We start from the raw sequence: 13,877 nt of genomic DNA, 5'->3' as shown, positions 1-13,877 counted from the left end.
CGCGGTGACGCTGAGCGCGCTGGTGCCGGTGTTCGTGCGGACGACGAGCCCGGCGATCGGCGGCGCGGACGAGATCCGGGCGGGCGAAGGCGACAACGTCGTGCTCGGCGGTGCGGGCGCGGACCTCATCGTCACCGGCTCGGGCCGCGACGCGGTGCTCGGCGACAACGGTGAAATCCGCTTCGACGCCAAGGGTCTGTTCAGCCAGATCGTCTCGGTGGAATCCGGGATCGGCGGCGACGACACGATCGATACCGGTGCGGGCGACAACGTCACCTTCGGTGGCGCGGCTTCCGACACGATCACCACCGGTGGCGGCGCCGACGTGATCCTCGGCGACAGCGGCGAGGCCCTCTACGAGGCTGGCCTGCTGACACTGCTGCGTAGCCTCGACGCCGGCGTCGGCGGCAAGGACATCATCAAGGCCGGCAACGGCAACAACATCGTCCTCGGCGGCATGGATGCCGACGCCATCGAGACCGGCTCGGGCGCCGATATCGTGCTCGGCGACAGCGGGACCGTGCGCTACGCCTCCGGTGCCCTCGTGCAGGTCGTCTCGACCGACACGGCGCTCGGCGGGGACGACACGGTGACGGCCGGCGACGGCGACAACCTCGTCATCGGTGGTGCAGGCTCCGACGCGATCACCACCGGTGGCGGCGCCGACGTGATTCTCGGCGATAGCGGCGAAGCCCAGTTCGCGCTCGGACGGCCCGTGCTGATCCGCAGCCTCGACGCCGGCATCGGCGGCAAGGACGTCATCAAGGCGGGCGAAGGCAGCAACATCGTCATCGGCGGCATGGATGCCGACTCGATCGAGACCGGCTCGGGCCGCGATATCGTACTCGGCGACAGCGGCCTCCTGCGCTTCGACGCGAACGGCGTCCTCGCCCAGGTGACCTCGACCGATACGACGCTCGGCGGCGACGACAGCATGAATGCCGGCGATGGCGACAACCTCGTCCTCGGCGGCGTCGGCTCCGACACCATCACCGTCGGCTCGGGCGCGGACATCGTGCTCGGCGACAGCGGCGACGTGCGCTACGCGGTCGGCATCGTGACCTCGATCACGACGATCGATGCGACCTCGGGCGCGGGGGACACCATCCGCGCCGGCAACGGCGACAACCTCGTCTTCGGCGGCCTCGGCGGCGACGCGATCACCACCGGTCTCGGCAACGACGTCATCGTCGGCGACGACGGCCGCGCCACCTTCGCCGACGGCGTCCTGGCGGTGCTGGAGACGATCGATCCGACCATCGGCGGCGGCGACACCATCGTGGCCGGCGACGGCGACAACCTCGTCTTCGGCGGCGTCGGTGCGGACAGGATCCTCACCGGCACCGGCGCCGACATGATCTTCGGCGACAACGCCCGGGCGGAACTCGCTCTGGTCGGCGGCCGCGCCGTGGTCCGGCGTGCGACCACGACGGATCCGCTCGCGGGCGGCGACGACCGCATCGAGGCCGGCGACGGCAACGACACCGTGTCCGGCGGCACCGGCGCGGACGTCATCCTCGGCGGCGGCGGTCACGACGTGCTGTTCGGCGACCACATGCTCTACGACGTCGCGCTGCCGGTGAATCAGCGCGCGGTCTCGACCTTCACGGCCGCGGTCGACGGCGGCGGAAACGACACCATCGAGGGCGGTGCCGGCGACGACTTCCTCTACGGCCAGCAGGGCGACGACACGTTGTCCGGCGGCGATGGCGACGACGACATCACCGGCGGCCACAACGTGGTCGGCGGCGCTGACGGCAACGACACCCTGACCGGCGGCGGCGGTGCGGACGTGATCCTCGGCGACAACGGCGTGATCACGCGCAACGTGCTGCTGGACGACGTCAAGACCGTCACCTGGCAGCGCAATCCCGGCAGCTTCGCCGATACGGTGATGCGCGACGTGCTGCGCTTCGACCTGATCGACTTCGTCGCCGGTAACGACACCATCGACGGCGGCGCGGGCGACGATCGCCTGTTCGGCCAGATGGGCGACGACAGGATCGCTGGTGGCGACGGCTCCGACGAGATCGTGGGCGGCCTCGGCCGCGACACGATCGATGGCGGCGCCGGCGTCGACTACCTGCTCGGCGACGAGGGCCGCATCGTGCGCGCCTATCGCACCGACGGTTCGGCGGTGCTCAACACCGACGGCACCTGGCATCGCGACGTGGTGCTCGAGGAGATCGGCTCAGTCACCGGCAGCATCGACACCGGCTTGGCGGCCGGAGCTTCGGCGACGGCGGACCTCGCCGCCAAGCTCGCCGGGGCGGACCTCGTGCTCGCCGTCGGCGCCAGCGACAAGGCCGGAACGCGCCTGTCGCTGGGTGCCGGCGGCGCGACGACCGCCGCCCTGACGGTCTCGCTGGCTGCGGCCTACGACGACACGATCGACGGCGGCGACGGCAACGACGTGCTGTTCGGCCAGCGTGGCAACGACACCCTGCGCGGTGGCGGTGGCGACGACCTGATCTTCGGCGACCGGGCCTCCAACCTCTCGGAGACCGTGTCCGACCAGCCGGGCATCGTGAACGCCATCCGGCTGATCGGGGCCGCTCCGGGAACCGGGATCGCGCTGCCGCTCGGCGGCGAGGTCGTGGTGCCGGCCGCCAACCTCGTACCCGCCGCCCTCGGCGTCGGCGCACCGCGCATCGAGGTGTATCCCGCGATGGCGGGTGTGGCCGCCGACATCGCCGGCGCCGATCCGATCCGGCGCAGCGACGGCGGCAACTGGACCGTCTACGCCTCTCTCGTCCCGAGCATCTACAACGCCAACGGCGTGCTCGCGGGCAACGACACCATCGACGGTGGTGCAGGCAACGACACGATCTACGGTGACAGCGGCGAGACCTACAGCCTCGACGTCACGGCCTATGCCGCTCTGAACGGCCAGATCGACAAGATCTCGGCCTCTCTGCAGGATCTGCTCGGCGTCTTCGCCAGCCTCGGCTCCGGGGTCGACATGCTGAACGCCGGTCGCGGCCAGCCTTCGGCTGCGGCGATCGCCTACGGCAACGACACCATCACCGGCGGCGACGGCGACGACATCGTCGTCGGCGATGCAGCCCGCACGATCGTGCGCGGACCCGGTCCCCTGCGCAGCCTGTCGGGCGAGGCGGCGGCTTCGCTCAGCGACTTCCTTTCCGACATGCGCACGGTCGTCACCGACCTCGCCATGACGGGTCGGGTTGCCCAGGCGCAGGTCACGACGAACCTGGAAAACGCGTCCGGCATGTCTCTCAAGGAGATGCTGCTGTTCGGCTTGCCGGATCAGCTGCGGACGAAGCACACGGTGTCGATCGGCAACGACGTCATCGATGCGGGCGCCGGCAACGACCTCGTGGTCGGCGATACCCTCGTGATGCTTCGGCCGGGCGTGGCGCGCGGCCTCGCGACCTCAGATCCCGCCGCGGCGGGCACGGCGGCTTCGATCGAGGCGGCGCTCGTCGACCGGGCGGCGGCGCGGTTCGAGGCGATGCTGAAGGAGCTCACCGCAGACTTCCCGGTCGATCGCCAGGCCGTCGGCCTCGACTGGATCGCCGCGGCAAACGCCACGGGCAACCGCCTCGAACTCGGCAACGACCGCATCCTGGGCGGGACCGGGAACGACACGCTCATCGGCGACACCGCCCTCATCCAGATGCCGTCGGCCAACGCCTCCGACGGGGCGGGTGTGACCGCCGCCAGCCTGGCGGAGGATCGTGCGCAGGTGTCGGCGCGGGTTCTGGGGATCGGCTCCGCCGGTCTCGGCACGGATCTCGATCCGTGGACCCGCTCGGCCTCGGACGCCCTGGCCGTGGACGTTCTCGGCGCGGTCTATCCCGTCTGGTACGGCTACAGCTGGAACGGGTCCGTTCTCCAGTCCAGCCCGCCCTCCGGGCAGATGGCCAATCCGCTCAACGGGGGTATCTTCGGCTTCCCGTCGGCGGCCCTGAGGGGACTTCCGGCCGAGCCGGGCTACCTGTCGCAGTTCCTGCGCAGCAGGGCGGTCCTGTCCGGCTTCGCGCCGGGCGTGCCGCTCGATCTGCAGCCGTCCTCGGGCGTCTATGCGAGCTCGGTGAAGGCCGGCGAGGATATCATCGCGGGCGGTGCCGGTGAAAACCGCATCTTCGGCTCGACGGCGACGCTCGTTCCCGCGATCGATGCCGAGGGCAGAATGGTCGGACCGAACGCCCTCACGGCGCTCAATCCCACCGATATCGGGACGCAGAACGGCAGCTTCAGCCCGGCCGGTTACCCTGCCAGCATCGGCATCATCACCACGGCCGGCACGCCGAACCAGATCCTCAACTACGCCTACGGTGTGCCGGTGCCCGGGAGATACGGTGCTCCGTCGCTGGCGAACTCCATGTCCACCTACGGTCTGCCGTCACAGGCCTCCACGCCCTACGGCTACCCCTACGCTGCGGGACCGTTCTGGTTCGGGTTCGCACCGTTCGGCATGCCGCAGGGCACGCAGACCGGGCCGGATCAGATCACCGAGGGCGGCGGCCTGACCTTCAACGGCTTCGTCAAGAAGCGGGCGGGCTGGGTCTACGATGCGGGCGTCACGTTGCCGTCGCTCTCCGCGACGACCGCCGACTCGCTCATGCCGAAGTCCATCGCCGGCCGGCCGTCCCTCATCGAGGGCGTCGCACACAAGCCGCTGCTGGCCAGCGACGTGATCCGCTCGATCCAGGGTGGCGACATCCTGCTGCGGGCGAACAACGTCCCGACCGGCGCGCCGTCGAAGTACACGACCTGGTTCTTCGACGAGGCGAAGGGCAGCCTGGTGCAACAGGCGTTGCAGGAGGACGACATCCTCTTCCTCGCCAAGCGCTTCGGCGATCCGACGCAGCATGCGAAGTGAGGGGCGGGCACATCCGCCGGCGGACGCGCCCTCCGACGAAAGGGCTGCCTCGTCAATCGAGGCAGCCGGCATGCGGCGACGGCGCCCGGGTCTGCATCCGTAGGGCCAGCGCTATGTCTGGAAACGTAGCCTGTGCGGGCCTGTGTTGCTGCGCTCACGGAGAAAGGTCCGGACGGTCGAGCCGAGATGGTATGCGATGACGTTTCTGCGAACGGTCACCTTCGACAGGGCGGAGATGGCGTCCCACGGCACCGCCTTGAGCCGGCTGCGCGCCGACGCGATCCAGGCTGTCGTCGTCCGAAACGTCTTCACGGCCTCGGAATCGTCGCGGATCGTGTCCGAGATCGAAGCGAACGCGCAGGACTTCCCGACCACGTCGTTCCCGGCGCCGTTCCGCTCGCACTTCTACGGCATGAACCTCAACCTCGCCGATCCGGACCTGGAGGCGTATTTTTCCATGGCGCCGGGCTTCTCGGAGTCCCTCGCGGCGCTGATGGCGCCCCATGGCGGCTTCGAAAGCCGCGTCATGGCGGTCCTCTCGGCCATCGACGGCGGCCGCTCCTACACCGCGCCGCCCGGGCCGCCCGGTGCCGTCCCCTACATGGTCACCACCCTGCGCTCGCATCATGAAGGCGGCTACATCCCGCCCCATTTCGACAACGAGCAGCGGATGCGGCCGAGCTACCGCCACCTCGAATCCCTGATCGAAGGCGACACCTTCTCCTTCGTGCTCACCCTGTCGAAGGCCGAACGGGGTGGGATGCTCGAAGTCTTCGATGCGCCATCCGAGGCGTGGTCTTCGCGCTTCCAGAACCGCGACCGCACGGCAGCGAAGCCGGATCTCGCGGCCTTCGCCCGGCATGCCTTCGACGTCGAGGCCGGAACGCTCGTGCTGCTGCGGTCGGGCCGCATGCTGCACCACGTCACTCCCGTGGCCGGCGGCACCAAGCGCTGGACGGCCTGCTCGTTCATGGCCGCCTCGCGCGCCGGGGACGGCGTCTATTGCTGGGGCTAGGGCGTTGCCGCGGGTCCCGGCCTATTTCGATGCGTTTCTCGGAGCGATCGCCCAAGGCGCCGCCATCGACCATGTCCATCTCGGATACTGGGACGAGCCGGATGCCGTGGGGCCGTCCCAGGCCCGCGCCGGGTTTGGCCGAGCCCAGGCGCGCCTGAGCGAACACCTGATCGCCATGCTGGACCTTCAGCCCGGCGACCGTGTGCTCGATGTCGGCTGCGGCTTCGGCGGCACCCTGCATGCGATCTGCCGGACGCATCCCGGCGTCATGCCCTTCGGCATCAACATCGATGCACGCCAGCTGAGGGTCTGCCTCCGCAGCGATGCCGCGGCGGCGAATGCCGCCTGGGTCGCGGCCGACGCCTGCCGTCTGCCCTTCGCCGACGCCGCGTTCGACCGGCTCCTCTGCGTCGAGGCGGCCTTTCATTTCGCGAGCCGGAGCGCCTTCTTCGCGGAAGCGCATCGCGTCTTGCCGCGCGGCGGCGTCCTGGTGATGAGCGACTTCGTTCTCGCGAGGCCGCCGTTGCCGCCAGGGACGATCGCCGCCTTCGCGGACAGGCTGGAGGCGGATTTCGGCCCCTGGCCCGCCCTATGGACCTCTCTGGACGAAATCCGCTGCAATGCCGAGCGGGCCGGCTTCGCGCTCGGCATGACCGACGCGACTGCCCACGTCCGGCCGAGCTACCACACGATCGCCCCCGACGATCGTGCGGAGCTGAGTGGCGGCGTCGTGCTCCGGGAGCTGCACCGCCTCGGTTGCCTGCGCTACCTCCATCTGCGTCTCGACAGGCGATGACGCAGGAGCTCCGAACGCATCCAGCCGGCGCCGTTCGCGCAACGCCTTGAATTCGCTCATCCGCCGCACGAAGACGTAGTGCGCCTGCCAGCTCCCCTCCCGAGTCGCATGTCCCTCCCCACAACCCGCGCACGGCGTGTCGCCCTCGTCTGCCTGACCCCGCGTCCGGATGCGCAGGAACTCGGCCATCTGCGCCTGCCGAGTTTCGGTATCCGGCGCATCCACGCGGCTTTGCTGGGCGACCCCGATCTCGCCGGCCTCCAGGTCGCGCAGATCGACCGCCGCGCCGATGACCTGGAGGGCTATCTCGAGGAGATCCTGGCCTTCGAACCCGACCTCGTCGGCTTCTCGATCTATGTCTGGTCGGCCCCGGCGATGATCGAGGTGGCGCGTCGCCTCCGGCGCCACCGGCCCAGGCTCCCGATCGTGTTCGGCGGACCCTCTGCCCGCTCGGCCTTCTTCGACCTCGAACCCTACGGCCCGGCGCACGGCTACCTCGACGCGGTCGTCGAGGGCGACGGCGAGGAGATCATCCAGGACATCGCGAAGCTGCCGAGCTTCGAGCGCACCGCGTGGGAGAGCGTGCGGGGGCTGACGCTGCCGACGGAAACGGGCTGGTTCCGAACCGAGCGCCGGCCGCAGATCGCATCTCTCGACCGCATCGCCTCGCCCTACGCGCACGGCCTGATGCCGCAGGGCGGGGTCGCCTATCTCGAGACGTTTCGCGGCTGTCCGCTCTCCTGCCGCTTCTGCGAGTGGGGCTCGAAGGAGAACACCAAGGCGGCCTTCTCCGCCGACTACGTCGCGGGCGAGCTCGAGGCGTTCCGCCGACACGAGGCGCCGGCCGTCTTCCTGCTCGATGCAGGGCTCAACCTGAACATCGGCGCGTTCCGCAACCTGCGCATCGCCAACCAGCGCTCGGGCTTCCTCAAGGAGACCCTGTTCTGGGCCGAGATCTACCCCTCCATCGTGCGCGACGAGCACCTCGCCTTCATTGAGGAGATCGGCACCGCCTATCTCGGCGTCGGCATGCAGTCGATGGATCCGGCCGTGCTGCGGCTGCACGACCGGCCCTCGGATTCGCCGCGCTTCGAGGCGGCGGTGCGGGCGCTGGCCGCCGTGACCAACATCGAGTTGCAGATCATCGCCGCCCTGCCGGGCGACACGCCCGAGGGCTTCTTTCGCACCTTGGACTACGCCCTGTCGCTGCCGGCCAACGTCCGGGTCTACCACTGCCTCGTGCTGCCCGACGCGCTGCTGACCCGCAGCCGGCCGGAATGGAACATCCGCTTCGACACTGAGACCATGACGATCCGTTCTTGCGAGGGCTGGAGCGAGGAGGCGGTGGCCCGCACGCGCCAGGAGCTGCGCCGCCGCTCGCTCGCCGCGGGCGGGAAGGCCGGCGAGTTCTGGTGGGCGTTTCCCCGGCGTGAGGAACGCCCCTCCTGGCGGCGGGCCGCAGGGCAATGACGGCCTGCCGATCCGGCCGGCGCGTCGCCCTCGTCGCGCAATATCCCGAGCGCGATCCGGCGATGCCGAGCTTCGTGCCCAATCTCGGCCTGCGCATGGTCGAGGCCTCGGTGCGCGCCGCCGGCTTTCCCGATCTCGCCTGCCGCGTCTGGGACCTCGACGAGGCCGATCCCGCCACGGTCGCCCGCGAGATCGTCGCCTTCGATCCCGACATCGTCGGCTTCTCGGCCTATCTCTGGTCGCTGCCGTTCCTCTGCCGCGTCGCCGCCCTGATCAAGCAGGACGACCCGAGCCGGCTCCTGGTGTTCGGCGGCCCCTCCGCCCGCCCGGTGATGTTCGCGAAGCCACCGTTCTTCGGCTTGCGTGATGCGATCGACGTGCTCGTGATCAACGAGGGCGAGGAAACGTTTCGCGATATCGTTTCCCTCGATGCGCGCACGCCCGAAGCGCTCGGGACGCTGCGCGGCGTCGCGGTCAAGGACGGCCCCGGATGGCGGGAGACGCCAGCCCGGCCGCTCGCCGACCTCGACAGCCTGCCCTCGCCCTACGCCCTGGACCTCGTCCAGCATGGCGGGCTCGGCGTGCTCCAGACCTATCGCGGCTGCCCCTTCACCTGCGCCTTCTGTGAGTGGGGCGTGATGGAATCGCCCAAGCGCGTCCGGGCGGTGGAGCATCTCGACCGGGAATTCGGGGCGATTGCCCGCCACGGGGTCTACGCCGCGCTGCTCGTCGACGCCGGGCTCAACCTCAACCGCAATGCCTTCCTCAACCTCAGGCGCGCGGCGGACGAGAGCGGCTTCTTCGAGAAACACGGGCTGATCTGCGAGGTCTACCCAGCGGCCGTGCGCCAGGAGCACCTGGATTTCCTGGCCTCCGTCAGCGACGCCTATGTCGGCATCGGCCTGCAGAGCTTCGACAACGCCGTGCTGGCCCATGTCGACCGCACCTACGACGAGCGGCGCTTCGACGAGACCTTCGCCAAGCTCGACGCCGTGGCGAGCCTCGCCGTCGAGATCATCCTCGGCCTGCCCGGCGATAGCCCGGAGGCCTTCCGTCGCAATTTCGAGCGCGCCCGCTGTCTGCCCTGCGCGCTGCGCGTCTACCACTGCGTCGTGCTGCCCTCCGGCCTGATGGTGCGCTCCCCGCCCGAGCACCGGCTCGACTACGATCCGGTCTCCCTCAAGATGATCTCCTGCACTGGCTGGAGCGAGGCCGCGCTGCAGACCGAGTGCCGGTTCCTGACCCGGCAGGCCACGATGAACGGCGGCCGCACCGGCGAATTCTTCTGGACGTTCCCGCCACCGCGCTGAACCGCGCAAGGTTCGGTTTTCAAAAGGAAGGGCGCCAACGGAAACGCCCTCACGGGGCGTCCTGGCAGGCAAACTGGAAGCGAAAAACCTTGGCGGAGAGGGGGGGATTCGAACCCCCGATGGGCTTGCACCCATGCCGCATTTCGAGTGCGGTACAATCAACCGCTCTGCCACCTCTCCCACCCCCCGGCCGCCAGCGCGGGCGGGCCTGGATCGGTCGTGGGCACCGCGAACGGGCCGACGACGGGCGGGTGATAGCGGAGGCGTCGGGGTCTGGTCAAGATGATCCGCGCAGCGGCTGTGGCCGGCGGCGGCGGGGTGGCGCGCGGGGGCGAAACGGCGTCATCCACAGGATTGCAGGGAGGGCGTTAACCCCTCGTTAACCACTCTGGCGTGTTCTGGATCCGTTCTCAATGCGAGTCGGAGCGAGACCATGCCCCAGCCCCTGGTGAACCCGAGCGTCCCGGCCTGCCCGGTGGAAGATATCGCCCAGGCCTATCTCGGCACCGTGGGGGGCGATGCGGCCCTGGCCCTGCGCCGGGTGATCGCCGACGCGCTCGCCGACCTCGTGGAGGCCGAGCGCCGGACGCGAGAGACCGGCCGCATGATCTCGCGCGGCTATGTCCGCCGGCCGGCGCTGGCGGTCTGAGAACAGCGGCCCGTCCGGGCAGGCGTGGCGGCGCGCGTTCGCGCCGGCCGGCAGCCCGAAGAGCCGAGGCCCGCGGCTGCCGGCCCGAGGGGAGGGCGCCCGAAACCGGCTCGCTCTGGTGGACGTTGACCCTCCACACGGCGCGGCCTCGGCCGCGCAGGAGGAGATTTTTGGAATGAGACTACTCGCAGGAGCCGTCATCGCCCTGTCGCTGGCTGCGCCGGCCTCGGCGCAGGTCACGTCGGCCACGCCTTCCGGCTCGGGCGCGACCTTGCCGTCGGCGGGCGGCATCGCCGATCCCGGCGGGCTCTCGGCTGGCGGAAGCGGTACGTCCGGCGCGGGGACGGGCGGGGCCGCGTCCAATCCCGGCGGGCTCTCCTTCGGCCGCACGTCCGGAACCGGTGGGGCACCCTCCGGCGCCGGCATCGCGACGGGCTCGACCGGGGTGCAGCCGCCGGACGACACGTATCTGTATCCACTCTATCGGAAGAGTTTTCGGTGAAGGCGGGCGAGGCAGGCGTGAACCCTCGGCCGGAATGGCACGCGACGTTCCGCTGAGCGGGTGAAGCTGCGCGGCAGGCCGCCCAGCGATCCGATACCCCGTCACGATCGGCCCGAGAAGCACCCCTGCGCGCTCAGCGCGTCCAAGACGCCGTTCATCGTGATCTGTACGCCGATGCAGAGCAGGATGAAGGCCGCGAGCCGCGCGATGATCCTGATGCGCGCTTGGCCGAGCAGATCGGTGATCCAGTCGGCCCAGCTGTAGGTGAGGCCGATCGTCAGCGCGATCGCCAGCGCAGCAGCGGAGGTGCCCGTCGCGAAGGCCGCGAACGCGGCACCCCCTGCCGGACGGTTCGATCCGAGCGCGATGGCGACCGCGATGGAGCCGGGCCCCGTCGTCAGCGGCAGCGTTAGGGGAAAGAACGCGATGTCGTCCTGGCCCCGCGCATCCTCGGCCTGGGCCTGCTTCTTGTCATCGTTCTTCTCGGGCGCATTCAGCAAGCGCCAGCCACTGGCCGCAACGACCAGGCCGCCAGCCACGCGCAATGCCGAGATCGAGACGCCGAAGAAGTCGACGACATAGGCGCCGATCCACAGCGACGACATCATGACGATCGCGGCGTAGATCATGACGCGCCGCGCGAGCACGGTGCGTTGCGCGTGGGTCCGATCCCCGGTGATCTGCGCGAAGATCAGCGCACCGCCCAGGGGATTTACGATGGAGAACAACGCTGAGGCGGCCGCCAGAAAGCTCTGCGTCGCCAGGATCCACCACGTCATCGGCAGCTCGGTTCTTTGTGCAGGACCGGACCTCTCGAGGGCCGGTCAACCGCTAGGACAATCGGCCATGGGTGTAGAGGATTGGTCCGAACAGAATGTGGGCTCGGAACTTCGCCTGATAGAGATGCGGACCTCGCAGGACAATTGTGGCGGCAGTCGCCAAGCTGGTTTTTTGGATTTTTTAGCAAAGATAAGACAATTCTCATCACCGAAGATACGTACGATGATTGCCCCTTGTCGAGTGCATGGCCTTTATCGGTAACGAACGAATTTGGCGCGCGTCTCGCAAAAGGACGGTGTCGAAAAAATTCTTAGTTTGGAAGTTCGCGAGCAAAGCCAGTTTTTTGGCGTGACCAGTTTCTAACGACTTTCGCTTATGACGGTAATATTAACGCTTTTTCTTTAGAAACAGAGAAATGGCTTTGTAAGATTTGCCTCTACGACGAATTTTTCAGAACTGAGCGTTACCAATATCAGTCAATAATACGGTTTCCGGTTGATTCCTTCAGCCTACCACGCTCCCGTCCCCGGACGGGTGGGGCGCCAGCGGAACCCCATCCGGGACCCAGCACAAGGACGTCGCGAAGCGTCTAAACGTCTGCGCCGTTCCATTCGAGCCGCAGGCGCGGCCCTTGTTACGCTGGATCCCGGATCACCTTTCGCTCCGCTGCAGGCATCCGGGAAAGGGCCATGAGACCGAACGGATCAACCGGATACGGTATAACATTCTATATGTTGCGCAAATTAATGGAGTTGTTTAAGTATTTGATCTAATAAAGAGAGAAATTATATATTCCATTTTTCTTGAGATTATCGACGCACATTCGGCGGATGAGACCGGCGATATGGAGATGGCGAAAAATTCGCGGCCATCTTCCAGTCCCTACGGAGTCGACTATCTTGAACGATAATCTTCTCAAACTCTCAAGGCCGGACTCTGCTCCACGTCATGCGCCATAGGCAGTTTTACTTTTCTTTTGAGCCGTGTCTGGACAGATCTATTGTCTAAATATTCCTTGAATATCGATAGGTAGCAATCTTTTGCTACCCCGGTCTTTAGGAATGGTTTTTACATCCCCTGCGCCCCAGTCACCCGCCAGACCGCCTTCCCCACATCGTCCGTCACCAGCAAAGCCCCGCTCTTGTCGAGCGTCACGTCCACCGGACGCCCCTGCGCCTTCTCGTCGGCATCCAGAAACCCGGTGAGGGCGTCCACCGGCTGTCCGGAGGGCTTTCCGTCGGCGAAGGGCACGTAGAGCACCTTGTAGCCGCTCTTCGGGCGGCGGTTCCAGGAGCCGTGCTGGGCGACGAAGAGGCCGCTCTTCCAGGCCTGGGGGAGGGACGAGGCCATGCCGAAGGCGATGCCGAGGGAGGCGGTGTGGGTGCCCACCGCGTAGTCCGGCGCGATCGCCTGTGCGACCTTGTCCGGGTTCGCCGGCTGCACACGGGCGTCGGCGTTTGTGCCCCAATAGGCCCAGGGCCAGCCATAGAAGCCGCCCTCCTGCACGTGGGTGATATAGTCTGGCACGAGGTCGCTGCCGATCTCGTCGCGCTCGTTCACGGCGGTCCAGAGCGCGCCGGTCTGCGGCTCGAGGGCGAGGCCGTTCGGGTTGCGCAGGCCGGTGGCGTATTCGCGAAAATCCTTCGCAGCGATATCGTAGACGTAGATTGCGGCGCGGCCCTTTTCCTTGTCGAGGCCGTTCTCGCCGACATTTGATTTCGAGCCCACCGTGACGAAGAGCTTTTGGCCGTCGGCGCTGGCGATGACGTTCTTGGTCCAGTGGTGGTTGATGCCGGACGGCAGGTCGACGACCTTTTCCGGCGTCGCCGTGATCTCGGTCTGGCCCTCCGTGTAGGGCACCTTCACCAGCGCGTCGGCATTGGCGACGTAGAGGTCGCCGCCCACTAGCGCCATGCCGAAGGGCGAATGCAGGCCTTTGAGGAAGTCGTGGCGCTCCTCGGCCTTGCCGTCGCCGTCCTTGTCGCGGAGCAGGGTGATCTTGTCCGGGCTCGGCACGCCGGCCCCGGCCATGCTCTTCACCTTGTCGGCCACCCAGTCGGCGATGCCGGTGGAGGGGTCGTCGGTCCTCGACTTGTTCGCCTCGGCGACCAGCAGGTCGCCGTTCGGCAGCGTCACAACCCAGCGCGGATGGGTGAGGCCGGTGGCGAAGGCGGCGACCGCGAGCCCTTGCGCCGCTTGCGGCTTGGCGCCGTCCTGCCAACCGGCGACGCGGGCGATGTTCACCGTCGGCATCAGGGTGGGGTTCGGCGGCGGCAGGGTCGGGCTGGCGCCGGTGCCGGCGGCGAATGCCAGGGTGGCGCTCTCGGGGAAGAGGACGAACTCGTAGAACGCGACCCCGCCGGCCAATGCCACCACGAGGGCCGCGAGGCCGATCTTCGATCCTGTCCGCATCGGGGTCCGCACTCGTTCCGGATATCGCGCGGCGCATCGGGGCGGCGCCGCGGGGTTCAACGCCGGAAAGGGGCGTGGGTTCGCGGGAGGTGGG

At 68.2% G+C, this 13,877-nt stretch carries 9 protein-coding genes and 1 tRNA gene; 7 read left to right on the top strand and 3 right to left on the bottom strand.

Annotated elements, in window-relative coordinates:
• Nucleotides 1-4 precede the first annotated feature (4 nt).
• The 5 genes from FV217_RS23720 (at nt 5) to FV217_RS19945 (ending at nt 9,440) form a co-directional block, all read left to right on the top strand.
• Complete coding sequence (locus FV217_RS23720; protein WP_348641977.1) at nt 5-4,849, top strand: calcium-binding protein; 4,845 nt, start codon at nt 5-7, stop codon at nt 4,847-4,849.
• A gap of 196 nt (nt 4,850-5,045) precedes the next feature.
• On the top strand, nt 5,046-5,864 hold the full coding sequence (locus FV217_RS19960; RefSeq protein WP_147819180.1) for a 2OG-Fe(II) oxygenase: 819 nt from the start codon (nt 5,046-5,048) through the stop codon (nt 5,862-5,864).
• A gap of 4 nt (nt 5,865-5,868) precedes the next feature.
• The gene (locus tag FV217_RS19955; RefSeq protein ID WP_147819178.1) at nt 5,869-6,660 is read left to right on the top strand and encodes a methyltransferase domain-containing protein; all 792 of its coding nucleotides are present in this window, start codon (nt 5,869-5,871) and stop codon (nt 6,658-6,660) included.
• Nucleotides 6,661-6,768: 108 nt separating this feature from the next.
• Nucleotides 6,769-8,130, top strand: coding sequence for a cobalamin-dependent protein (locus FV217_RS19950; RefSeq protein WP_147819176.1), 1,362 nt, complete (start codon nt 6,769-6,771; stop codon nt 8,128-8,130).
• Nucleotides 8,127-9,440 carry a cobalamin-dependent protein gene (locus tag FV217_RS19945; protein WP_147819174.1) on the top strand — a complete coding sequence of 438 codons (1,314 nt, stop codon included), beginning with the start codon at nt 8,127-8,129 and terminating at the stop codon, nt 9,438-9,440. Before FV217_RS19950 ends, FV217_RS19945 begins: the two co-directional genes overlap by 4 nt.
• 90 nt (nt 9,441-9,530) lie before the next feature.
• Here the strand turns inward: FV217_RS19945 and FV217_RS19940 are convergent.
• Nucleotides 9,531-9,620 (bottom strand) — tRNA-Ser (locus FV217_RS19940).
• A gap of 253 nt (nt 9,621-9,873) precedes the next feature.
• On the opposite strand from FV217_RS19940, the gene FV217_RS19935 reads away from it, so the two are divergent.
• Together FV217_RS19935 and FV217_RS19930 are read left to right on the top strand one after the other, a co-directional pair.
• Nucleotides 9,874-10,089, top strand: a complete 216-nt coding sequence (locus FV217_RS19935; RefSeq protein ID WP_147819172.1) for a hypothetical protein — start codon at nt 9,874-9,876, stop codon at nt 10,087-10,089.
• Between the two features lie 175 nt (nt 10,090-10,264).
• A complete protein-coding gene (locus FV217_RS19930; RefSeq protein ID WP_147819170.1) occupies nt 10,265-10,591 on the top strand; it encodes a hypothetical protein in 327 nt (108 codons plus the stop codon).
• Nucleotides 10,592-10,692: 101 nt separating this feature from the next.
• Here the strand turns inward: FV217_RS19930 and FV217_RS19925 are convergent, their stop codons facing one another.
• Nucleotides 10,693-11,370 carry a MarC family protein gene (locus tag FV217_RS19925; RefSeq protein ID WP_147819168.1) on the bottom strand — a complete coding sequence of 226 codons (678 nt, stop codon included), beginning with the start codon at nt 11,368-11,370 and terminating at the stop codon, nt 10,693-10,695.
• Between the two features lie 1,069 nt (nt 11,371-12,439).
• On the bottom strand, nt 12,440-13,783 hold the full coding sequence (locus FV217_RS19920) for a sorbosone dehydrogenase family protein (RefSeq protein ID WP_147819166.1): 1,344 nt from the start codon (nt 13,781-13,783) through the stop codon (nt 12,440-12,442).
• Nucleotides 13,784-13,877 lie beyond the last annotated feature (94 nt).

This window comes from Methylobacterium sp. WL9 (assembly GCF_008040035.1).
Lineage (GTDB): Bacteria > Pseudomonadota > Alphaproteobacteria > Rhizobiales > Beijerinckiaceae > Methylobacterium > Methylobacterium thuringiense.
This window is presented reverse-complemented; position numbering and strand designations above follow the sequence as displayed.